Origin of the sequence: Haliea sp., from assembly GCF_040222615.1 — a bacterium.
Classification (GTDB): Bacteria; Pseudomonadota; Gammaproteobacteria; order Pseudomonadales; family Halieaceae; genus Haliea.
This window is the reverse complement of sequence record NZ_JAVKCQ010000205.1, coordinates 15,465-37,333: the sequence shown is the minus strand read 5'-3', so window position 1 is coordinate 37,333 and position 21,869 is coordinate 15,465. Positions and strand designations below refer to the sequence as shown.

At 64.2% G+C, this 21,869-nt stretch carries 18 protein-coding genes; 8 read left to right on the top strand and 10 right to left on the bottom strand.

Features of this window, described 5'->3' with window-relative positions; translation table 11 throughout:
* Positions 1-9: 9 nt before the first annotated feature.
* Both glnK and RJQ10_RS16170 read right to left on the bottom strand, forming a co-directional pair.
* A complete protein-coding gene (glnK, locus tag RJQ10_RS16175; RefSeq protein ID WP_350148413.1) occupies positions 10-348 on the bottom strand; it encodes a P-II family nitrogen regulator in 339 nt (112 codons plus the stop codon).
* 62 nt (positions 349-410) lie between these two features.
* On the bottom strand, positions 411-1,088 hold the full coding sequence (locus tag RJQ10_RS16170) for a TorF family putative porin (RefSeq protein WP_350148412.1): 678 nt from the start codon (positions 1,086-1,088) through the stop codon (positions 411-413).
* Between the two features lie 305 nt (positions 1,089-1,393).
* On the opposite strand from RJQ10_RS16170, the gene RJQ10_RS16165 reads away from it, so the two are divergent.
* Positions 1,394-1,654 carry an accessory factor UbiK family protein gene (locus tag RJQ10_RS16165; RefSeq protein WP_350148411.1) on the top strand — a complete coding sequence of 87 codons (261 nt, stop codon included), beginning with the start codon at positions 1,394-1,396 and terminating at the stop codon, positions 1,652-1,654.
* A 31-nt stretch (positions 1,655-1,685) separates the two neighbouring features.
* Complete coding sequence (locus tag RJQ10_RS16160) at positions 1,686-3,188, top strand: YifB family Mg chelatase-like AAA ATPase (protein ID WP_350148410.1); 1,503 nt, start codon at positions 1,686-1,688, stop codon at positions 3,186-3,188.
* A gap of 10 nt (positions 3,189-3,198) precedes the next feature.
* Here RJQ10_RS16160 and paaN read toward each other — a convergent pair whose 3' ends face one another.
* From paaN to RJQ10_RS16135, 5 genes are all read right to left on the bottom strand, one after another.
* Positions 3,199-4,881, bottom strand: a complete 1,683-nt coding sequence (gene paaN, locus RJQ10_RS16155; RefSeq protein WP_350148409.1) for a phenylacetic acid degradation protein PaaN — start codon at positions 4,879-4,881, stop codon at positions 3,199-3,201.
* Entirely contained in the window at positions 4,878-5,813 is a 936-nt protein-coding gene (locus RJQ10_RS16150) for a winged helix-turn-helix transcriptional regulator (RefSeq protein WP_350148408.1), read from the bottom strand. Before RJQ10_RS16150 ends, paaN begins: the two co-directional genes overlap by 4 nt.
* A 49-nt stretch (positions 5,814-5,862) precedes the next feature.
* Complete coding sequence (locus RJQ10_RS16145; protein ID WP_350148407.1) at positions 5,863-6,753, bottom strand: adenylate/guanylate cyclase domain-containing protein; 891 nt, start codon at positions 6,751-6,753, stop codon at positions 5,863-5,865.
* A gap of 111 nt (positions 6,754-6,864) precedes the next feature.
* Positions 6,865-9,186, bottom strand: coding sequence for a TonB-dependent receptor (locus RJQ10_RS16140; protein WP_350148406.1), 2,322 nt, complete (start codon positions 9,184-9,186; stop codon positions 6,865-6,867).
* 114 nt (positions 9,187-9,300) lie between these two features.
* Positions 9,301-10,821 carry a carotenoid oxygenase family protein gene (locus RJQ10_RS16135; RefSeq protein ID WP_350148405.1) on the bottom strand — a complete coding sequence of 507 codons (1,521 nt, stop codon included), beginning with the start codon at positions 10,819-10,821 and terminating at the stop codon, positions 9,301-9,303.
* A 160-nt stretch (positions 10,822-10,981) separates the two neighbouring features.
* Here RJQ10_RS16135 and RJQ10_RS16130 point away from each other — a divergent pair, with 160 nt between their 5' ends.
* The 6 genes from RJQ10_RS16130 (at position 10,982) to RJQ10_RS16105 (ending at position 17,792) form a co-directional block, all read left to right on the top strand.
* Positions 10,982-11,890, top strand: coding sequence for an SDR family NAD(P)-dependent oxidoreductase (locus tag RJQ10_RS16130; protein WP_350148403.1), 909 nt, complete (start codon positions 10,982-10,984; stop codon positions 11,888-11,890).
* Positions 11,887-12,678: a DUF1295 domain-containing protein gene (locus RJQ10_RS16125; RefSeq protein ID WP_350148402.1), complete on the top strand. Its 792-nt coding sequence runs from the start codon at positions 11,887-11,889 to the stop codon at positions 12,676-12,678. Before RJQ10_RS16130 ends, RJQ10_RS16125 begins: the two co-directional genes overlap by 4 nt.
* Positions 12,679-12,766: 88 nt before the next feature.
* Positions 12,767-13,681, top strand: a complete 915-nt coding sequence (locus RJQ10_RS16120; protein ID WP_350148401.1) for an NAD(P)H-dependent flavin oxidoreductase — start codon at positions 12,767-12,769, stop codon at positions 13,679-13,681.
* Between the two features lie 3 nt (positions 13,682-13,684).
* Positions 13,685-15,364 (top strand): class I adenylate-forming enzyme family protein, encoded by a 1,680-nt coding sequence (locus RJQ10_RS16115; RefSeq protein WP_350148400.1) that lies wholly within the window; start codon positions 13,685-13,687, stop codon positions 15,362-15,364.
* Positions 15,361-16,593: an acetyl-CoA acetyltransferase gene (locus RJQ10_RS16110; RefSeq protein WP_350148399.1), complete on the top strand. Its 1,233-nt coding sequence runs from the start codon at positions 15,361-15,363 to the stop codon at positions 16,591-16,593. The genes RJQ10_RS16115 and RJQ10_RS16110 overlap by 4 nt, the downstream gene beginning before the upstream one ends.
* Positions 16,590-17,792: an acetyl-CoA C-acyltransferase gene (locus RJQ10_RS16105; protein ID WP_350148398.1), complete on the top strand. Its 1,203-nt coding sequence runs from the start codon at positions 16,590-16,592 to the stop codon at positions 17,790-17,792. The genes RJQ10_RS16110 and RJQ10_RS16105 overlap by 4 nt, the downstream gene beginning before the upstream one ends.
* A 1-nt stretch (position 17,793) precedes the next feature.
* Here the strand turns inward: RJQ10_RS16105 and RJQ10_RS16100 are convergent, their stop codons facing one another.
* The 3 genes from RJQ10_RS16100 to RJQ10_RS16090 are packed head-to-tail and all read right to left on the bottom strand — an operon-like array spanning position 17,794 to position 21,854.
* Positions 17,794-19,320 carry a BCCT family transporter gene (locus RJQ10_RS16100; protein WP_350148397.1) on the bottom strand — a complete coding sequence of 509 codons (1,527 nt, stop codon included), beginning with the start codon at positions 19,318-19,320 and terminating at the stop codon, positions 17,794-17,796.
* Entirely contained in the window at positions 19,313-20,875 is a 1,563-nt protein-coding gene (locus tag RJQ10_RS16095; protein WP_350148396.1) for a carboxylesterase/lipase family protein, read from the bottom strand. Before RJQ10_RS16095 ends, RJQ10_RS16100 begins: the two co-directional genes overlap by 8 nt.
* Entirely contained in the window at positions 20,868-21,854 is a 987-nt protein-coding gene (locus RJQ10_RS16090; protein WP_350148395.1) for an NADPH:quinone reductase, read from the bottom strand. The genes RJQ10_RS16095 and RJQ10_RS16090 overlap by 8 nt, the downstream gene beginning before the upstream one ends.
* Positions 21,855-21,869: the final 15 nt, after the last annotated feature.

Sequence of the window (21,869 nt, the reverse complement as noted above, 5' to 3'; positions counted from 1 at the left end):
CGCGTGGGTTCAGATGGCGTCTTCGCCGGTTTCGCCGGTACGAATCCGTATCACCTGCTCCAGAGCGGACACAAAAACCTTGCCGTCACCGATCTTGCCGGTGTTGGCAGCCTTGGTGATGGCCTCAATGGTTTTTTCCGCCAGGGCCTCGGCAACGGCCACCTCGATCTTGACCTTGGGAAGGAAGTCGACAACGTACTCGGCGCCACGATACAACTCGGTGTGGCCTTTCTGGCGACCGAAGCCCTTGACCTCGGTCACAGTGATGCCCTGCACACCTATCTCAGAGAGCGCCTCGCGTACATCGTCCAATTTGAATGGCTTGACGATAGCCGTGATCAGTTTCATGCAAATCTCCTGGTTTCAACAGGGCGCCCCGCAGGGCGCCAGTGGGGTTCAGTCCCGGCGGCTCAGAAGCTCTTCGAGATGGAGAACACGACGCGATCATCGGCGGCATCGCTATCGTCGAGATCGGTGCCGATCAGGGCGAGTGCGAAGTCCAGTTCGTAGGCGCTGTAGCCGAAGGTGACGCCGTAATCCATGTAGGTGTCTTCGCCTTCTTCCCAGAAATCGTCCTGGTCAGTGTCGGTGAAACCGATGTTGAAGCCGACACTGAACTCCTCGGTAAGGCTCATGGAGTAGCCGGCAGAGTAGTAGATATAGGTGGGGCCGCCGTCGCCGAACTCATCGGAGTAGTTCACACCGAAACTGAAGTCCGAGTAGCTGAAGCCCAGCGCGAATTCCAGATAGTCGAACTCTGGCTCGTTCTCGTAGTCGTAGTAAATGAAGCCGAAGTCGTAGCCGAAGCCACCGGCGGTTTCACCGGCAAAGCCGCCGTAGTAGTCCATCTCGGTGGACGCATCGCCACCGAAGTTGATGTTGGAGCCCCAGATGCCCGCGTACAGCCCGGACTCACCGGACCAGTCGAAGCCACCCTGGATGGCTCCGCGCTCGCCGGTCTGGGAGATACCGCGGAAGGTGTAATCCGTGGCCAGGGTGACGTTGGCGCTGATTTCCGCCTGGGCGGAAGCGGCACCCAACAACAGGGCAGCGGTGATGGAAGCGGGAAGCAGTTTCTTGTGCAACATGTTGTGATTCTCCTTGGGTTGGCGTTCGGGAGTCGCAGGTCTTGGCCCGGTGACTTCCGTGACACGTTTGTCACATTCGCAACTGAGCTTCTGCAGACCCTGTGCCAACAGGATTAAAGTCTTTATAAAACAGTTTGTTATAAAATAAATCCGGCATCGCGGGGCGATCCCCGAGCCGTGGGAGAGCATCTGCGGTGCACCATAGTAGTGCGGCGCTTGATATTGGTGCGCAGCGATGATCTGTGCTCGGCCAGCCAATTGCACTACACTGCAGCCGCTAACATTGTGGAAAGAGACGCCCTGTCATGGCCCTGAAACCCCCACCGCTGGGCGACATCCTGCAACAGATGAACGCACTGGCCGCAGGCTCCGGACTCCGCGCAGATGTGGACAAGGGTGTGCGCGCGTTGGCGCAGTCCGCACTGGGCAAACTGGATGTGGTGAGCCGGGAAGAATTCGACGCCCAGGCGGCCATCCTCGCCCGCACCCGGACACGGGTCGCGCAACTGGAGGCGGAACTGGAAGCACTGACCAAGGAATTTGAGGCCCTGCAAGCGAGGAACTAACATCCCCGGGGGGCATGCTCAAGGATGAGCCATGGAACTGTCTGTCATCTTCAGCCGCGCGGCGGTGGGTATCGCCTCACCCCCGGTGCAGGTGGAAGCCCACCTCGCCAATGGTCTGCCCTCGTTCAGCATCGTCGGCCTGCCGGAAACCGCGGTACGCGAAAGCCGCGATCGCGTGCGCTGCGCCCTGCAGAACTCCCACTTCGAGTTCCCCGACCGACGCATAACCGTGAACCTCGCGCCGGCGGACCTGCCCAAGGAGGGCGGCCGCTTTGATCTCCCCATCGCCCTCGGCATCCTGGCCGCCTCCGGCCAGCTCCCGAGCACCGACCTTGCCCGCTACGAGTTCGTGGGCGAACTCGCGCTCGGCGGCACTATCCGCCCCATTCCCGGCATCGTTCCCGCAGCCCAGGCCTGCACCAGTGCGGGGCGCACACTGGTCACGCCAGCTGACAACGCCGCCCTGGCCGCTGTCGTTCCCGACAGCAGGATCATTGGCGCAGAGGACCTGCTGACGCTGTGCGCGCACCTGAACGGCCGTCAGCCCCTGGCGCCCACGGTAGCCAGCGCCACAGCACACACCCTGCCGCGCTATCCAGACCTGGCGGACGTCGCGGGCCAGGACCTGGCGCGGCGCGCCCTGGAAATTGCCGCCAGCGGCGGCCACAACCTGCTGCTCTGCGGCCCACCCGGCACCGGCAAAACCCTGCTCGCCAGTCGCCTGCCCGGCATCCTGCCGCCACCGGACCCGGATGAGGCACTGACCTGCGCCGCGCTGCACAGTTTCTACGACAGCACCAGCCTGGAGCATTTGTGGCGTCGCCCCTTCCGCAATCCACACCACAGCGCCAGCGCTGCGGCCCTGGTCGGCGGCGGCGCCCGACCGCGACCCGGCGAAGCCAGCCTCGCCCACGGCGGGGTACTGTTCCTGGACGAATTGCCAGAATTCAGCCGCCAGGTGCTGGAAATGCTGCGGGAACCCATGGAAGCCGCCGCCATTACCCTGTCCCGTGCCAATCACAAATTCACCTACCCGGCCCGTTTCCAGCTGGTTGCCGCCATGAACCCCTGCCCCTGCGGGTTTAACGGCGACCCACAGCAACCCTGCCGCTGCACCCCGGACCAGATCCAGCGCTATCGGCAGCGCCTGTCGGGCCCACTGCTGGACCGGATTGACCTGCACGCGGACGTGCCGCGTATCGACGCCGCGACCCTGCTGCGCGAGCGAACGGCGGGGGAAAGTTCAGCGGCGGTAAGGGCGCGGGTCGTTGCCGCGCGGGCACATCAGCTGCAGCGGCAGGGCTGCACCAATGCCAGCCTGCCCGACGAGCGGTTTCGCGAGGTGTGCAGTCTGCAGCCGGCGGCGAGGCGCGAGCTCGAGCGGGCCGCCGACACCCTGCGCCTGTCCGGGCGCGGCCTGCACCGCAGCCTGCGGGTCGCCAGAACCCTGGCCGACATGGCCGGAGCCACCAGCATCGACCACAGCCACATCGCCGAGGCCCTGGCCTTCCGGCAGCAGGGCCCCAAGGCCTGAACCGCAGCGCTCAGTGCGCCGGCGCCACACCCATGAACTTGCTTTGCACGATGCGAAACCGGTTGCTGACGAAGGCGAGGTCCGCGAGGCAGGCATTGCCTGCAGGATTGAGCCCGGTGACGTGGAAATCCGAGTAGGCGGCGGCAAAGTTGATCGGCATGCCGGTCAGGTTACAGGCCACCGACGCACCGGCGGCGTGGTAGGCGTCCACCGCCCTGCCCAGGAACACCGGATCCGTGGAGTAGACATGGGAGGTGATGGCCCCGCAATCGCGGGCATTGCCGGTGGCGTCCTCCAGGCAGGACTCCGCGCTGTCGTTGGCGATGATAAAGGAGACCGGACCAAAGACTTCCTGCCGGTACCAGTCCCGATCCGCTGCGGTCGCCGCAATCACCAGCGGTGTCGCGGTGCGTGCGGCCGGGAAGTCCGGATTGGCGTAGGCTGCCGAGTCGCGCAGGATCCTGTCACCGGCCAGCTCGCGATAGCGATCCACGTTGGCCTGTACCGAGGGGTCGAACAGGGTGCCGCACAGGGTGGCGGCGCCGCGCGCATCGGCAAGCCAGTGATCCACTGCGGCGCAGATCGCCTGCGCCACCTCTGCGTGGGGGACTGCCTCACCGCCAACCCGGATTCCCGCCGCCGGTATATGGATATTCTGCACGCTGGTGCACATCTGCGCCGAGGCCTGGCACAGTGAATGTGCGATGGCCCTGGCTGTGGCGGTGAGGTCATCCGTGGACTCTACCACCACCGAGTTGCAGCCCGCGGTCTCGGTATAGACGAGCTTGCCGGGGCAGTTCTGTTCCAGCCAGCTGCCAAAGCGCGGACTGCCGGTAAAATCAATGATGGCGGTGTCCGGGTGCTGGACCAGCGGCAGGGTCGCCGGTTCCGCGCGGCTGTCCGCCGCCAGGGTTACCAGATTGGGATCAAAGCCCGCCTCGGCCAGCACTTCGCGGCACACCTTCGCCACCATCGCCACCGGCAGGGTCGCCGCCGGGTGCGGCTTGAGCACCACCGGATTACCAGTGGCAAGCGATGCACAGAGCGCCGGATAGGTATTCCACAGCGGAAAGGTGGCGCAGCAAATCACCACACCGATACCGCGCGGCACCAGCCGATAGCGCTTGTCCAGGCTGGCCACGCCGTCGCGGCCGAACTGCCGCTCCCAGCGCGCGCTGGCGGGCACGTCCTGCATGGCCTTGTGAGCATAGGCCAGCGCCTCCAGCCCACGGTCCAGGGCATTGGCGCCACTGCCCGCAAACGCCATGACATAGGACTGGCCGGAAGTGTGCATGGTGGCGTGGGCATTTTCGAATAGCTGCTCCCCGCAGCGCTGGAGGATCTCCAGGCAGACCCCCACCCGCTCCTCCGGACTGGCAGCGGCCCAGGCGGGGCGCCCGGCATTGATGGCCGGGAACAGGCTGCCCGGGTCCAGCCGCGGATAGCGCAGCCCCAGGGGTCTGCCGGTGTAGGGCGAGACTTCCTCGCCGACGCGGTCGATCTCGCCGGGCTGCTGCAGCGGAAAGTCCTGACCCAGCAGGGCCTCGAAGCGCGCCTGTCCGGCCGCCGGCCTGGCCTCGCCGTGGATCTTGCTGCTGGGGTTCTCGGGCCAGCCACTCCAGGCGTAGCGCCGGGCGCAGGCGTCCAGGGCCTTCGTCAACAGGTCCTGGTGTTTGTTGAACAGGGCGGTCATACCGGGTCTCCAATGGTGAAATCGACGTGGTGGGCGCGCAGCTCTTCGCCGCAGTGGTCACAGACCACTTCGCCGTGCAGGTTTTCGCCGCAGACGGTGTGGGTAAGGCACATCGGGCGGCCGGCGCCAGTGGGGTCGCACCATTTGTCGCCCCACTGCAGCAGGGTGAGAAAGTAGGGAAACAGGTCCCAGCCCTTCTCGGTTAACTCGTAGGCGTAGCGCACCGGGCGCTGCTGATAGGGCCTGGTGGCAAACACGCCCTGGCGCACCAGGTAGCGCATCCGGTCCGAGAGAATATTGGTCGCCACCGGCAATTCCGTGTGGAATTCATCGAAGCGCTGCAGGCCGTGAAAGGCCAGGGCAATCACGTTGGCGGTCCAGCGGTCGCCCACCAGGTTGATCAGGTTGCGATAGACGCTGTGTTCCCCGGGAACCTCGTGGGCGGACAAGGAGGAACGCCGGCGCACCTTCTTGTCCCGGACGTCCCGGGTTGCACCGGGGCCGGGATGATAGCTGACGTCCCTGCCGTCCACATCGCGACGGCAGCTGCCACAGCGCAGGCGCGGCTGCAGGGACTGGCCGCAGCTGCGATGCAACAGGTGCACCTTCCCCGCAGGCGGCGGCGGGTGATGCTTTTCTTCCCAGATAACCGCCATCAATGCGTGTTGATAGAGATCTATCGACTTGCGGGTCAGGTGATAGACAGGATGGCGCGGCCCCCCGTCCGAAGAGCGCTTGCGCAGACAGTCCATGGACTGCAGCCATTTCAACCGGTTGGACAGCACCCCCCGGGATACGCCGGTGGCCTCGAGCATCCCGCCGAAGGTATTGATACCCCAGAACACCTCCTGGATGATCAGGATGCACCATTTGTCGCCAATCTGGTCCAGGGCGCGGTTGATGGAGCTGGCCCGGGTTAGCAGCTGGCTCATGTCCGGTACCCGACAGTCGTTCCGCGCTCGCAGGGCTGGACTCTATCCGTCAGCTGCACCGGAAAACCAGCGCCAGAGAGGGACTCATGTCGCGACTCTGGCCCAGGCTGATATTGCCGCTGCCGCGCAGCAGCAACTCATCGCGGTGCAGGAAAACCGGGTCATCGTCGCCGAGACAGACGAAGGTGCCGTTGGTGGAGGCATCGGCAAGCACGAAGAATCCCCGCCGGTACTCGATGGATGCGTGATGACGGGACACCCACTCAGCCTCCACCACCAGATCCGCCGAGGTATCCCGGCCCAGCAGCAGCGGCTGGCTGGTTTCATCCATGGTCACCGCAATTCCGTCCAGCACAAGCTCCAGGCAGGTGTCGTGATGCACCTCGGCAAGCGATTCCTGCCCCTGGAAGGTCGTGATGTTGGTGGTGTCCTCCTGCCAGATCACGTCGACAATATCCAGCAAGGCGTGCTTGCCGGGAACGTGGGTCCGGCCCAGACTGCGCGTGCGCAGGCCACTGGAGGCGGAAAGTTTGCGCGCGGAATCCGCAGTGGTGACAATCTGCTCGCGCTTGGCGAGGCTGGCCATGCGCGCAGCCGTATTGACCGCTGCGCCAAAAACGTCGCCACGGTCATGCAGCACGTCGCCGTGATGCAGGCCGATCCGCAGCGCCAGGCGCTCCCGCCTGCAGCTCACCTCGTCACTCACCCGACGCTGCATCTGCACCGCCGCCTCGATACCGCTTTCAACAGTGGGGAAGGTCGCCATGATCTCGTCGCCGATAGTCTTGACCACCTCCCCACCGTGGCTGGCAACAACCTCGGCGCACAGATTGAGCAGGCCGAGGATGGTCTCACGCGCCGACTCATCGCCCCGCTGCTCGAACAGGCGCGTGCTGCCGCTGATATCGGCGAAGACGATGGTGAGGGCTTCACTACTCATAACCCCGGATGATAGGTGAAAGCGAGCCCTGCCTCCACTGCTGCAGGGCGGCAAGGCAACACCGCCGGGACAAGCTCCCGCGCCACGGCGGGCTGCTTGTCCCGCGCTTCATCAGAAGCTCTTGGTCAGGGTGACGCCGGCGGTGCGTGGAGGCATGTAATACTCCGAGGTAACGCCGGTGGGATCCACGATGCGGTTGGTTACCTGCAGCTCATCGTTGAGGTTCTTGCCCCAGAGGTCAACGGCGAGGGAGCCATCGGCACTGGTCCAGCTAACGCTGGCGTCGATCAGTTCGACGCTGCCCTGGCGTTCAACCGGCCGGTTCTGGGGACCGGTGTAGTACTCATCCTTCCAGCTGTAGCTGAGGCCGAAATCCAGGGCGCTGCCATTGCCCAGATTGACCCGGTAATTGGCAGTGCTGGTAAGGGAACCATCCGGCGCAAACGGCAAGTCGCGGTCCGCCAGGTCCACACCGTTGGAGTTGATGAACTCCTTGAAGGTGGCGTCACTGTAGTTGTAGCTCGCGCTCAGGGTGAAATTCTCGAAGGGCACGACGTCGATGGAGGCCTCGTAGCCTTTCGACTCGGCCTGGGCATTCAGCAGTACCAGCAGGAAGCGGCTGTTGAGCTCGAATACCTGCAGGTCCTCATAGTCCATGTCGTAGTAGGACAGGTTGAACTGCAGGCGCTGGTCCCACCAGGTGGACTTCATGCCGATCTCGATGTTCTCGACAATTTCCGGATCCACCGGTTCCGCGGCTACGCTGGCCAGGTTGGTCTGGGACTGGAAAGCGCCGCTCTTGAAGCCCTCGGAATAGGTGGCGTAGAGCATCAGGGCATCGGTGGGTCGCCAGGCCAGCGACAGCTTGTGGGTCACCTCGGACCAGGAGTCTTCGGCAAACACCGGCGCCGCGAAAGAAGGCAGGATCAAGGGAACGCCGGACGGCGTGGTATCCAGCAGGTCGATGGAATTCTGGGTGATTTCCTTTTCATCCTCGGCCCAGCGTACACCGTAAGTCAGGGTCAGCTGCTCAGAGATATCCCAGTCTGCCTGACCGTAGACCGCATAGCTGGTGGTGGTATTGTCCTGGGTAAACAGCACATCCCCGAGCCCGGCGAGCCCCAGACCCTGCAGCGGGGTGCTGTATTGGGTATAGAACTCCTCGGCCCGCTCCACATCCTCTTCCATAAAGAAGGCGCCAGCCAGCCAGTTCAGGCGCTCGCTGTTGCCGGCGAGACGGAACTCCTGGGAGATCTGCGACGCTTCTTCCTCGGCACCGTTGACCACATTGCCGGGGGCGGTGAAGAAACCCGGGGGCAAGGGCACTCCGGGAGGGGAAGGCGCCGCCAGGTTGTTGAGGGGGATCCCGGTGAGGTCGTCCACCCAGTTGTAGTCGCTGGAGCGCCAGGCGGTAATGGAGGTCAGGCTCGCCCAGTCCAGGTCGACTTCGAAACGGGCCATCAGTCCTTCGACCACACGTTTCTGCGAGGTATCGAACTGGGAGCTGCAGTTGCGATCATCGGCCATGTAGCGCTCGGACATACCGATGCGCCAGAACGGTGCCAGGCCGGCTATCGCCGAGTCCACATTCTGGATGTGGCGACAGGGACCGTTGGTCTCGTCGCGGGCATAATCCGCCGTCAACAACAGGTCCACGCGCTCACTGATATCGAACATCAGCTGCCCGCGGGCGCTGACCGCGCGAGCGTCGTCCATTTTCTCCCCTGCATTGCCGGCGCCAAAACTGCCGCCGATGGTCGGGCTGTTGGAGAAGTTGCCGGCGGTGCTGATTTCGCCGGGAGTAATCACGTTGCGGCCGTAGCCTTCGCGGTCGCGGAACGAATACACCAGCTTGCCGGCGACGTTGTCGCTGAGGCCGCCGCTGGCCAGCCCCTGGAAATGGCGCAGCTGGTCACTGCCGGCAGAGACCCGCACCCGCAGTTCGGTTTCCTGGGAGGGGCGCGACGTGACAATGTTGATCGCGCCGCCGTTGGTGTTCTTGCCATACAGGGTGCCCTGCGGACCGCGCAGGATTTCCACCCGCTCCAGATCAAACAGGTCGAAACCCACGCCGCCGGTGCGCCCGATGTAGACCTCATCCAGGAACACCCCCACTGCCGGGTCGCTGCCAGCGGAGTCCGAGCTGTTGCCGATACCGCGGATGTAGATGCGCGGCTCGCCGATGCTGAACTGGTTGTAGGTGAGCCCCGGGGTGCGGAAGGCGATATCGTTGAGACCGCTGATCTTGCCGACTTCGATATCATCGCCGGCGAGCGCGGCAACCGACAGGGGTACATCCTGGATACTCTGGGCACGCCTTTCGGCGGTCACCACGACCTCTTCCAGCTGCTGCTGGGCGGAGGCCACCGTGGGCAGGGCCAAAGGAAGTACGGCGAAGGCGTGGATGGCGATGCGCAGTGCGTTGGTAGTCATAGAAGCCTCGTGGCGAGTTATCAATTATAGTGGCTTGCATTAACGAACCCAGTTTATCGCAACATTGGCGAAAAACAAGGTCAGGGCGCGTGCAATCCACGCGCCCCGATTCAATCAGGCGCGATACAGGTCCTCACCACGCGCCCAGGTAGCGTGGAAACCATAGGGCACCCGATGCGGCATCAGTACCCGCGCCACCGGCCCCTGCTCGATATCCCGGGCGTCAAACACCAGGCAGTGTGATTGCCAGGTATTGCTGTCCGTCGCCAGGGTGATGACATAGCCGTCGTCCTCGCCGGAGTTCGCAGTGGCGCCCCGGCGCGGCGCGAACACTGCCTCGCTGCCGAACACGCCTTTGCCGTAATCCCACTGCCAGCGCTGACCGGTTTCGTTATCGTACTTGACCAGCCCGGTAAACCGGAGGGTATAACCGCCCTCGTGATGCAGCGGAATACGCTGGTGGTAGGCGTAGCGACTCTTGCGGCCGTGATATAGCGGGTTGGTCTTGTTGAACTCGGTATTGAGATCGTCGATCGGCCCCTCCCGTACTTCCCCGGTACGCAGGTTGAAGCGCCAGCGGTAGTTGTTCGCCTCCAGCCGCATGTAGGCCAGCATGGAGGCCAGCTCACCTTCCCCGGGCTGGGCATCGGGCATCGGATTGGTGGAGCGGCAACCATCCATGACCACCCAGTCACCCTCCTCCCAGCAATTACTGGTGTGCAGGATGTAGCAGGGTTCGCACTCGAACCAGCGCACGTCGCTGCCGGCACCGTGGCGCGGTATCAGGCCAAAGCGGGTGGGGATGTCGGTGTGAAAGGTCAGCACCCGGTAACCGTGCTGACGCAGGACATTCATGTCGTGGAAAAACGGCAGGTCGTGCAGAATCGTGTAGTGGGTGGTAAAGCCAATATCGTGGGGCAGGCGCGGCCCCGGCAGATCGATGGCCACCTCGTGCAGCAGTTTGCCGCTGGGGTCAGCCACGCCATAGGTCATGTAGGGTGGCTCATCGCCGTAATCAAAGAACAACAGCTCGCCGGTGGCCAGATCGACCTTGGAGTGCGCCGACATGCGCCGCTGCTGCCGTCCCTGCAGATCGTAAAAGCCCTTGGTCGCAAGATCGTGCGCATCCAGCCTATAGGGATGACCGGCGTTGTACCACAGGCTCATCAGGTCGCCGTTGTAGATAAAAATATCGGTATTGGAAGTGTCCTTGATACCGAAGGGCGACACGCTGTAGTCGAACGGACCCATCACCCCGGGCGAAACCGAGCGCCCGTCGGCCCGCTCTCCCTGCAAGGCCACGGTGCTCACATAGCGATTGCGATAGGCGGCCTGGCCATCGCGAAAGTACACCCCGTGCACCATGCCGTCACCATCAAAGGGATGGTAGCGGTTCTTGGGCTTGAACACCGGGTTGGGGCCATTGCGGAAATACGCGCCCTCAAGGTCCGACGGCAGTTCCCCCTCCACAGCGAGGCCCGCGACATCCAGCTCGTCCGAGGTAGGAGCGTAGACCCCGTGCAAGTAGGGGTTGTCCAGGGTGTAGATCCACGGCTGGGTGTCGGAAAACTCGGCGACACCGCCGATACACTGGTCAACCGAAGGGTATTCACTGACTTTGCTGAGACTCTGCATATTGCTCTCCCTGGAACCGGATCTTGACCCGATTATAGATAGCAGGTTTTTTTATGCAAGTTTAAATGCACACCAGCTAAATAGCTCACGGACAGAGCTTGCGGGCACTACCGCGCTTGGCTAGAATTGAAGTCTATTTATAAAAGTGACAGGTGGCAGAGTGGCGGATAACGGAGAGAGAGAGGCAGGGAGCCTCGGCGGCGACCTGGCGGGCAGGGTCGCCATTGTCACCGGTGCCGGCAAGGGCCTGGGCCGGGCCTATGCGCTGGAACTGGCCATGCGCGGCGTCCGCCTGGTGGTCAACAACCGATGCCACACAACTGATAGCGTGCGCAGCGCGGACGCTGTGGTGGGCGAGATAGAGGCGATGGGTGGAGAAGCCGTCGCCGATTATTCCGATGCCGCAGACCCGGGCTGCGGCGAGCAGCTGCTGTCCCTGGCACTGGAGCAATTCGGCCGCCTGGACATCGTGATCGCCAATGCCGGGGTCTCCGAAGCCGCCTCATTCCACAAGCAGTCGCTCGATGAGTTCCGTCGGGTCGTGGAGATCAACCTGATGGGGACCGCGCACCTCCTGCATCCGACGTTTGCCCACCTGTACCGCCAACGCAGCGGCGCGATCGTGGTCAGCAGTTCAGCGGCGGGCCTGTATGGCGAGCACGGGCTGCCGGCCTACTCCGCGTCCAAGGCGGCAGTCATCGGGCTTTGCCAGGCCCTGGCCCTGGAAGGTGCCCCCCACGGCGTACGGGTGAACACCATCGCCCCCTTTGCCAACACCGCAATGACCCGGGACAGTCTTCCGCCGGCACTGCGGGAAAGCCTCAGCCCGGCGGCCGTGGCGCCGGTGGTGGCCTGGCTGGTCAGCCACAGCTGCCCCCTGAATGGCGAGACCTTGATAGCGGGCGGAGGCAATATGGCCCGGGCGCGGCCGCTGCTGAGCGCTGCGGTTACCGCCGGCAGCACACCGGTGGAAGTGGCTGCGGCCTGGTCCCGCCTGCCCCCTCCGGACCGGGACTCTGCATCGGCGGTGGCGATGTTCAAGGCTTTTGCGGGGAGCATCCAGTCATGATGGAACTGCTGTTACTGTTCGCCACGTCCCTGGGCGTCGCCCTCGCCGCCGCCATTGCACTGTGGCTGGCGAGTATTCCCCTCCGGGATGTCAGCATCATCGACATGTTTTTCGCCCTGATCATTGTCGCCATCACCGTCGCCAGCCTGCTGCTTGCGCCCAGCATTGGCCCCCTGCAATGGCTGCTGTCGGCGATGGTAGCTCTGTGGGCGCTGCGCATCACCGCCTACCTGATAACACGCAATTGGGGGCACGGTGAGGACCCTCGCTACACCAAGCTGCGCAGCTGGGTGAATGACGAACGCGCCTTTATCTGGCTCAGCCTGCGCAAGGTGTTCCTGCTGCAGGCGCTGGTGCTCTGGCTGGCCTCCCTGCCGGTACAGCTAGGCATGCAGCTGGGCACTGGTGCCCCGGGCTGGCTGGCGGTCGCCGGCACCGCCCTGTGGCTGCTGGGCCTGGTAACGGAAACGATCGCCGACCGGCAATTACAACACTTTCGGAAGGACCCCGCGAACAAGGGCACCGTGCTCTGCACCGGTTTGTGGCGCTACTCCCGTCACCCCAACTATTTTGGCGAACTGTGCGTGTGGTGGGGCATCTGGCTGGTGGCCTGCGAGGCGCCTTTCGGCTTCCTCACCATCATCGGCCCGCTCGCCTATAGCTACCTGGTCGTCAACGTCACCGGCCAGCGCACCCTGGACAAGAAGCTGGCCCGGGAAAAGCCCGGCTATGCCGAATATATGGCCCGCACCAGCGGCTTGGTGCCGCTGCCGCCGCGGCGCCAGTAAGGTATCGCCGGAATCCTCCGCTCTTGCCTGCGGTGGTTATCGCCCGTACCATGAGAGTCTTTTAATAAAAGTCACCCTCGGAGACGCCATGCCCCGCGCCCTGTCCCAGCTCAGAATCCCCGTCTTCCAGGCTCCCATGTTCCTGCAGTCAGGGCCGGAGATGGTCATCGCCAGCTGCAACGCCGGGATTGTCGGCACCTTCCCTTCCGTCAACGCCCGCACTACCGAGGAACTGGAAAGCTGGCTGCAACAGATTACCGCCGCGGTAGGCGGCGAGCAGGACGGCCCCTGGGCAATCAATCTGATGATGCACCGCTCCAATACCCGCCGCTTCGAGGATCTCGCGCTGGCGGTGAAATACCGCGCACCGCTGGTGATCTCGGCGCTGGGCAGCCCGAAGGAGGCCATTGACGAAGTCCACAGCTACGGTGGCAAGGTGTTTGCCGATGTCATCGACACCCGCTTTGCCGCCAAGGCGGTGGAGGCCGGGGTGGACGGCCTGGTACTGGTCGCCGCCGGCGCCGGTGGCCACACCGGGCAACAGTCAGGTTTTGCCTTTGTCGAGGAAGTACGCCAGTTCTGGGATGGCGACATCGTGCTCGGTGGCGGTATTTCCAGCGGCCGCGGCGTGCGCGCGGCACAGGTGCTCGGCGCCACCTACGCCTACATGGGCACCCGCTTTATCGCCACCGAGGAGAGCATGGCGGTGCCCGAGTACAAGCAGATGGTGGTGGATGCCAACGGCGCCGACATCATCTGCTCTGACGCGCTCACCGGGGTCAAGGCCAACTGGCTCCGCGCGAGCCTGGTTGCAGCGGGCTACGACCCGGCTAATATGCCTTCAGGCGCCAAAATCGATATTGCGGCGTCCACCGGCGACGCCAAGCGCTGGCGGGACGTATGGTCAGCGGGTCAGGGTGTGGGCGCCATCAAGGAAATCCTGCCGATTGCCGCGCTGGTCGACCGCCTGGAAGCGGAGTACCGCACTGCCTGCGAGGGATAAGCCATGCATACCAGTTCCAGTGCCCGGATCCGGGCCCTCACCGACGCCGGCTACTGGGGCCGGGAAACACTGCACAGTGTCCTTGCAGCGCGCGTGGCGGACAGGGGCGACAGCACCGCGCTGGTGGACCAGCCCAACAAGTCCGAGCTCACCGACCTGCCGACCCAACGTCTCAGCTTCGCGGATCTGGACCTGCTCAGCGATGGCCTGGCGGCCCAGCTTCTGGGGCTGGGCCTGCAGCACGGCGACAGGTTGCTGGTTCAGCTGCCCAACATCAGCGAGCTGGTGCTCTGCTACTACGCCGCCAGCAAGCTGGGGGTGGTCATTTCCCCCATCCCAGTACAGTACGGCGGCCACGAGATCGCCCGCTTCGCCGCCACCCTGCAGCCGGCGGCGATGCTGACCCTGGGCCGTTTCCGCGATACCGGGCTGGCGGACCAGGCTCGCCAGGCATTGTCGACGGTGCCGGTATGGACCCTGGGCACCGACCTGCAGTGCGACCCGGTCACCGACCCGGGCCTGCTGTCCGCCTACCTGGCCCACCGGGAGCAGTACCCGGATGACGCCAACGCCATCCTGACCATCGTCTGGACCTCCGGCACCACCGGCACCCCGAAGGGCGTGCCCCGCTCCCACAACATGTGGCGGGCGATGGCGCGCAATACCATGGCCGCCGGGGACTACCAGCCCGATGAAACCCTGCTGGTGCCTTTCCCGCTGGTCAATATGGCGGCATTGGGAGGGTTCCTGTTTCCCTCGGTGATCAACGGCTGCAAGCTGGTGCTGCACCAGCCCATGGATCCGCAAATGTTCCTGCGCCAGATCCAGGAGGAACAGGTGCACTTCACCATCGCCCCGCCGGCCCTGCTGAACCGGCTGGCGCAGCAGCCCGCCCTGTGGGCGCAGTGCGATTTCAGCAGCATCCGCGCCTTTGGCTCCGGCTCGGTACCCCTGTCGCCCGCCATGATCGCAGTGATTGAGGGCGAGTACGGCAAGCCCATCATTAATTTCTACGGCTCCAACGAGGGCATCAGCCTGTTCTCCACGCCGGACGTGGCACCGTCGCCCGAGTACCGGGCAACGATGTTTCCCCGCTTCGGGGTGCCGGGCATGCCCTGGCAGGGCCACTCCCACGAGTCCATCACCACCCGCGTTATCGACCCGGATACCGGTGCGGAGATCACCGCCGCCGGGGCTCCGGGGGAACTCTGCATTGGCGGCCCCGCCGTGTTCGACGGCTACCTGGACCACGACGGCGAGGGGGTGTTCACCGCCGATGGCCTGTTTCGTACCGGCGACCTGGTGGAGATCTGCGGCGAGCCCCCCAACTACTACCGTATCGTCGGCCGCTGCAAGGACATCATCAACCGCGGCGGCATGAAGATCTCCCCGGCCGAGCTGGACATCCTGCTGGAGGGCTTCCCGGGGTTGGCGGAAGCCGCCGTGTGCGCCTACCCGGACCCGGATCTGGAGGAAAAGATCTGTGCCTGCGTGGTGCCGGTGGAGGGAGAGGCGGCACCGCGGCTAGACACCCTGTGCAGCTGGCTGCTGGACAAGGGCATCGCCAAATTCAAACTGCCCGAGCGGCTGGAAGTGTTCAGCGCCCTGCCCCGCAACCCGGTGGGCAAGGTGGTGCGCGGCGAGCTGCAGCAACAGGTCAATCAACGAGGACAGACACCATGAGCCACGTCTACATCCTGGGCGGGGCCCAGACCGACTTCAGCCGCAACTGGGCCCGCGAGGGCCTTGAAATCTACGACATGTTCACCGAGGTGCTGGCGGATGCCATCGCCGATGCCGGCATAGAGCCCGGGCAGATCGAGGTGGGCCACGTCGGCAACTTCGTGGCAGAACTGTTCACCGGCCAGGGGCTGATCAACGGCTTCTTCGGCCAGGCCTACCCGGAGCTGGCGTCGATACCGACCTCGCGCCACGAGGCGGCCTGCGCCTCCGGTTCCATCGCCATGCTCAGCGCCATGCGCGACCTCGAAGCCGGCCACTACGACGTCGCCTGCGTGCTGGGCCTGGAATACATGCGCAACGTCAACGGCAGGACCGGCGCCGAATACCTGGGCGCCGCCGCCTGGCAGGGCCACGAGGCCACCGATTGCGACTATCCCTGGCCGCACATGTTCGACCGCATCACCCGTGAATACCAGCAGCGCCACGGTATCGACAGCGACCATCTGGCGCGCATCGCCGAAATCAATTTCGGCAACGCCAAGTCCAACCCCAACGCCCAGACCCGCGAGTGGCAGTTCCCGCCCGGCTGTTTCAGCCAGGACGATGAACTCAATCCGGTGATCGAGGGGCGGGTGCGGAAAATGGATTGCGGGCAGATCACCGACGGCGGTGCCTGTGTAATCCTGGCCAGTGAAAAGGCCGCCCGCGAACACGCCACCCGCCAGGGTCTGTCGCTGGCAGACATCCCGCGTATCAAGGGCTGGGGCCACCGTTCCGCACCCATCCTGCTGGAGCGCAAACTGCAGCTGAGCGCGGGCCAGCCGCTGTTGTTCCCGCACATCCGGGCGATGATGGAAGACGCCCTGCGCCGCGGCGGGTTCCGGCAGGTGACAGACCTGGACGGCCTGGAAACCCACGACTGCTTTTCAGTCACTGAATACATGGCCATCGACCACAGCGGCCTCACCGCGCCGGGTGAAAGCTGGAAGGCGGTAACAGAGGGTCGTATCACCCGGGACGGCGACTTCCCCATCAACCCCAGCGGCGGCCTGATCGGTCTCGGCCATCCTGTAGGTGCCACCGGGGTGCGCATGGCGCTGGACTGTGCCCGCCAGGTGACGGGCCGCGCGGGCGACTACCAGCTGCCCAAAGCCGAGAACATGGCCACCTTCAATCTCGGCGGCAGCGCCACCACCTGTGTCAGCCTGATTGTCGGGGTAGGCGTATGAAAACCGCATTCATCTACGATGCCCTGCGCAGCCCGCGCGGACGCGCGAAGGAAGGCGCCAGCCTCAACTCCCTGACCCCGCAGGCGCTGTTGCAACAACTCTACGCGGCGCTGGTTGAGCGCACCGGGCTGGCGCCCTCTGAAGTGGACGACGTTATCCTCGGCTGCGTCACCCAGCAGGGCGAGCAGGCGGGCAATATCGCCAAGAGTTCGACCCTGTACGCGGGCTGGCCCGGCTCGGTGCCGGGCCTGACCGTCAACCGCTACTGTTCCTCCGGCATTGACGCCATGGCGCTGGCAGCACTCAAGGTCGCTGCGGGCCAGGCCGGGATCACCGTTGCCGGCGGGGTGGAAATGATGTCGCGGGTACCGATGCTGTCGGATCAGGCCCGGGTATTCACCGATCCGCACTTCGCCGCCCAGTGCCGCATGCTGATGATGGGTAACGGCGCGGACCTGATCGCCACGCTCCATGGCGTCAGCCGGGAGGAGGCCGACGCGGTGGCCCTGGCCAGCCAGCAACGCGCTGCCCACGCCCGGGAACAGGGCTGGTTCAGCTCCATCGTGCCGATCACGCTGGAGGACGGCAGCCGTGTCAGTGCCGACGAGTGCATCCGGCCAGATACCACCGCCGCCCAGCTGGCGGAGATGCCCGCGGTGTTCGCCAAGGCCGGCGCCGCCGGCATCGATGCTTTCCAGCTCGCGGGCTATCCGCAGCTGCAGCAGGTGAACCACATCCACACGCCGGGCAACTCCCCGGCCATGGCCGATGCTGCCGCCCTGGTGCTGGTCGGCGATGAGGCCTGGGGCGAGCGCAACGGCGTGCGACCCCGGGCCCGCATCGTCACCGCGGCGACCGTCAACGCCGACCCGCTCCAGGTCCTGAGCGGCTGCATCGAGGCCGTCCGCAAGCTACTGGCGGACCAGGGTCTGACCGCAGCCGATATCGATCTGTTCGAGATTCACGAGGCCTTCGCCGCCATCAGTGTGGTGGCCATGCGCGAACTGGGCATCCCCGCTGACAAGCTGAACGTGAACGGCGGGGTGATAGCACTGGGACACCCCATGGGCGCCACCGGCGCGATCATGGCCGGCACCCTGCTGGACGAGCTGGAGCGGCGCGATTTGCAGTGGGGCATTGTCTCCGCGGCGGGTGCGGCGGGTACCGGCAGCGCGCTGCTGCTGGAACGGCTGCCCTAGGTCAGGACAGCGGGTGGTCTTCACGCAGCATTTTCAGCAGCGATGTGGCCATGAAATACCCGACTGCCAGCAGCGGCAAGGAGACGATGATGGTGGTCGACAGGATGACCTTCAGACCGCCATCGATAAACATCAGCACCAGCGGCAGTACGCCCAGCGCGCAGGCCCAGAATACACGCAGCCAGCGGGCCGGATTCTCGCCCGCGTGCATGGCATAGGTCGAGACTGAGGCCAGAGTAAAGGATGCGGAGTCGTAGGTAGTGGCGAGAAACACCACAGCGACCACCAGGAATGCCGCCAGCGCAAGCTGCCCAAGCGGCAAGGACTGGAAGATCTGGGCGATGGCCGCTGACTCGCTCTGTTCCGCCATGATCCGGGTGACCTGCAGCAGGTCATTGAGCTCAAGGTGCAGCGCGTAGTTGCCGAACACCATGAAAAATACCGCTGCGCCGAGGCTGCCGTAAACCAGCATCCCGAAGATGACCTCCCGAATGGTTCGGCCATAGGAAATCCGGGTCACGAAAATACCGACAAACGGCCCATAGGCAGTCCACCAGGCCCAGTAGAAGATGGTCCAGTCTTCAACGAATCGGGAGTTGGTGATCGGGTCGGTCCAGGTATTCATGCGGATAAAATTCTGCAGCACCAGCCCGATGCTGTTGGTGCCGGTCTTGAGGATAAACAGGGTGGGGCCTACGGCCAGCACGAAAAACAGCAGCGTCAGTGCCAGCCACATATTGAAATCGGCCAGCTTGCGGAAACCCTTCTCCAGACCAAGCCAGGCGCTGGTGCCAAAAATCCCGACACAGAACACCACCACCAGGACCTCCAGCAGGAAATCGTGGGGGATGCCGGAGAGCTCGGAGAAACTTGCCGCGATCATGGGTGTGGACAGGCCCAGCGAGGTGCCGGTACCGCCGATAAGATTGATCATGTAGAGGAAATCAATCATACGCCCGCGGGCGGAGTTGCAACCGCCGGGAAGGTAGGCCAGGCAGCCGGTGCTGAGCCGCAGGTGTGGCTCCTTGCGCACGTAGAAGGGGTAGGCGATTGCGAGAGCCGGCAGACAGTAGAACGCCCAGGCGGTGACACCCCAGTGGAACAGTCCGTAACTGGCAGCCCACTCGGTGGCCGCCGCCGAGCGGGGCTCCAGCCCAAAGGGCGGTGCCTCAATGTAATAGGCCCATTCAATAACCGCCCAGTAGAGCAGTCCCGCGCCAATTCCGGCGCAGAACAGCATGGCCACCCAGCTGGGTGTACTGAATTCGGGCCTGCTTTCAGCCGGGCCAAGACGCACATTCCTGAACCGGCCAAACCCCAGGTAGAGCAGAAACACCAGGGCTGCAATCCCGTACCACAGGTAAAGGATGCCGAAGTTGCTGGTCATCGAGTCGTACACGGCCTGCACCAGTGCGCCAGCCCGGTCGTGGGCGAGAACCAGCGGTATCGAAACCGCGACAATGGCAAACACGGCGGCGGAAAACGTCCAACGATCCAGGGATCCGCTACCTTGCGGGGAATCACTCATGGCCGTGAGCCGCTCCGGAAGGGACTGGCAGCAAGTCGCAAAGCTCGCGACTGGGGTGGTCGATAGCCGTGATCTCACGATCCAGGCGGATCACGCGGGAATTCTTTGCCGTGTACGCCGGCCATGGGGGGAGGCCTGCACCATTGGGGTTGCCGTCGCGAGCAAAATTGACCCAGTACGTCATCATGGAGCGGGTCAGCGCCTCATCGTCTGCCGAGTTCGGCAGCCAGTCGTCGTGGGTAGCGAAAACATAGGGCAGCTCGGCACCGTGGTAAGCCCCGATGGACGCTGCCTTGTCACCTTCACGCTGGCGGGAAAAATAGTAGCCCCAGCTTCTGCCGCCGGCGGCGGCCACCACTTCCGCAAAATGCAGCGAGGGGCAGACGAATCGGTCTGCGGTAATGAGCCGGTCGAGCGCGCGCAGTGAATCGGGTTCCTGCCGCGCATAGGAGAGAACCGGCTCTACAAGCCGCCCCGGCAGGTTCTCCCGGGTCCACGCTTCCAGGTTGGCATCTTCTTCCAGGTACATGAGCCACTCATCGGCATTGGTGCCAATAAGCAGATCCAGGGGTGGGAAATTGCCCAACGCCAGACTCGCAGCCACCGGTTCGGTCAGGGTAACGCCGTCAACCACCGGGTCAAAAAAAGTGTCCTCGAAAACCCGGTCTGCGGCTGCCAGCAGGGGTCCCGCTGGCACGTTGCGCAGACCGTCCAGACTGCCCGCGGAGCCGGTCAGCTCACGCTGCAGCGCCAGCCCCCTCGCGAGCTGCTGCTTCCGGGACACGCGATCCGAGATCGCCCAGCCCGCACTCTGGTGGATAACGCGCTGGAACAGGCCTTTTGCCTGCGGCGACACCATCAGGTGCGAGACATTGCTGGCACCGGCCGACTCGCCAACCAGGGTGATATTCCCGGGGTCGCCGCCGGCCGCACCAATGTGCTGCTGCAGCCACTCGAGCGCGGCGATAAGGTCCAGCAGGGCGAAATTGGACTCGGCCAGGTCAGGGTGGGAGAAAAAGCCAAAGACCCCCAACCTGTAGGCGACGGTGACCACAAGCACGTTCTGGCGCGCGAGATTCTCGCCAATATAGTTCGGCTCGTAGGACCAGCCACCGCGGTTGCTGCCACCGTGGACATACACAATGACCGGGAGAGGCGCTGTACCACGCTCCTGCGGACGCCAGATATTCAGGTAGAGGCAATCCTCGCTCACCGGCGGCGGACTGATACTGGCGGGATCACCCCCAAAAGACTCTATCAGGTCCCGATACCAGCGTGTGATATGGTCGCCTTGGTAGCAGGCGGGGCCAAACTCCCGGGCCTCGGTAACCGGGGCGCTGTAGCGCACGGCTTGCGGAGCGCGCCAGCGCAAATCAGCCACGGGCGCGGCCGCGAACTTCACTCCGAGAAATGACTCTACCGCACCGTCCGCGCTGTAGAGCCCCTCCAGTCGGGTGCCCTGCAACTGAATGGACGGACCAGCAGCGTTAACCGGGGAGCAGACGGCCAGCAGCAATACCAGCCACAGCGGCATCCACGACAGCATTTCAGGCATTGACGTTGACCACCACACAGCCGCCGAAGCCACCCTGCTCGATCAATTCGTGGGCGCGGACCATATCCCCGAATGGAACGCTGTGGGCAATCCGGTGTTGCAGGCGGCCCGCCTGCAAGGCGGCGCAGGTATCCTCCACTGCCAGGGTCTTCGCCTCTTCGGGCATGGCGTAGACAATGACCATACGCACCGTGAGATCCATAAACATCATGTCGCGAAACGGCAATTGAGGTTCGGCGACAGACGATGAGTAGGTGGCAATAGTGCCGCCGATACGAATGCACTGCAGTACTTCACTCAGGTTGGCGCCGAAATCGACCTCCACCAAGCGATCAATGTTCTTGCCGTTGTTGCAGGCAATTGCCGCCAATCCCCAGCCCGCCTCCCGGTGATTGACCACCTCGTCGGCGCCCATCTCACGACAGAGCGCAGCATCGCTGTCGTTACTCGCCGTTGCAATCACTCTGGCGCCAGCCAGCTTTGCCCACTGGATGGCGTAGTAGCCCACCCGCCCTGCGCCGCCAGTAACCAGCACAGTTTGCCCGGCCACATCGCCATCGGCAAAAACGCAGCGATGTGCGGTCATGATCGGAATACCGATACAGGCACCGACCTCGAAACTGGCCTCATCCGGCAGGCGCGGAGCGCGCACGGCCTCGAGGGCGACGTACTCCGCAGCGGTGCCAAAACGACGACCATACTGCGCCTGGTAGACGAATACCCGCTCACCAATGCGTGCCGGATCAACACCCTCGCCCACGGCGGCGATCACGCCGGCACCATCGCTGTGGGGAATGACCAGGCCGTCGTCCAGCAGCTTGGGGAAAGCGCCCGCACGCTTCTTCACATCCGACGGATTCACAGCTGAGGTATACAGCTTGACCAGTACCTCACCCGGAGCGGGTTCCGGACGGGGCAGTTCACCAAGGACCAGCGTGTCGGCGGCAGCGCCGAATGATTCAAACCAGGCAGCTTGCATTGTCGTTTCCCGTTG

Bases quoted from the DNA above. Each gene is read 5' to 3' on its own strand.
- glnK (WP_350148413.1), bottom strand. From the start codon at position 348: ATGAAACTGATCACGGCTATCGTCAAGCCATTCAAATTGGACGATGTA.
- RJQ10_RS16170 (WP_350148412.1), bottom strand. From the start codon at position 1,088: ATGTTGCACAAGAAACTGCTTCCCGCTTCCATCACCGCTGCCCTGTTG.
- RJQ10_RS16165 (WP_350148411.1), top strand. From the start codon at position 1,394: ATGGCCCTGAAACCCCCACCGCTGGGCGACATCCTGCAACAGATGAAC.
- RJQ10_RS16160 (WP_350148410.1), top strand. From the start codon at position 1,686: ATGGAACTGTCTGTCATCTTCAGCCGCGCGGCGGTGGGTATCGCCTCA.
- paaN (WP_350148409.1), bottom strand. From the start codon at position 4,881: ATGACCGCCCTGTTCAACAAACACCAGGACCTGTTGACGAAGGCCCTG.
- RJQ10_RS16150 (WP_350148408.1), bottom strand. From the start codon at position 5,813: ATGAGCCAGCTGCTAACCCGGGCCAGCTCCATCAACCGCGCCCTGGAC.
- RJQ10_RS16145 (WP_350148407.1), bottom strand. From the start codon at position 6,753: ATGAGTAGTGAAGCCCTCACCATCGTCTTCGCCGATATCAGCGGCAGC.
- RJQ10_RS16140 (WP_350148406.1), bottom strand. From the start codon at position 9,186: ATGACTACCAACGCACTGCGCATCGCCATCCACGCCTTCGCCGTACTT.
- RJQ10_RS16135 (WP_350148405.1), bottom strand. From the start codon at position 10,821: ATGCAGAGTCTCAGCAAAGTCAGTGAATACCCTTCGGTTGACCAGTGT.
- RJQ10_RS16125 (WP_350148402.1), top strand. From the start codon at position 11,887: ATGATGGAACTGCTGTTACTGTTCGCCACGTCCCTGGGCGTCGCCCTC.
- RJQ10_RS16120 (WP_350148401.1), top strand. From the start codon at position 12,767: ATGCCCCGCGCCCTGTCCCAGCTCAGAATCCCCGTCTTCCAGGCTCCC.
- RJQ10_RS16115 (WP_350148400.1), top strand. From the start codon at position 13,685: ATGCATACCAGTTCCAGTGCCCGGATCCGGGCCCTCACCGACGCCGGC.
- RJQ10_RS16110 (WP_350148399.1), top strand. From the start codon at position 15,361: ATGAGCCACGTCTACATCCTGGGCGGGGCCCAGACCGACTTCAGCCGC.
- RJQ10_RS16105 (WP_350148398.1), top strand. From the start codon at position 16,590: ATGAAAACCGCATTCATCTACGATGCCCTGCGCAGCCCGCGCGGACGC.
- RJQ10_RS16100 (WP_350148397.1), bottom strand. From the start codon at position 19,320: ATGAGTGATTCCCCGCAAGGTAGCGGATCCCTGGATCGTTGGACGTTT.
- RJQ10_RS16095 (WP_350148396.1), bottom strand. From the start codon at position 20,875: ATGCCTGAAATGCTGTCGTGGATGCCGCTGTGGCTGGTATTGCTGCTG.
- RJQ10_RS16090 (WP_350148395.1), bottom strand. From the start codon at position 21,854: ATGCAAGCTGCCTGGTTTGAATCATTCGGCGCTGCCGCCGACACGCTG.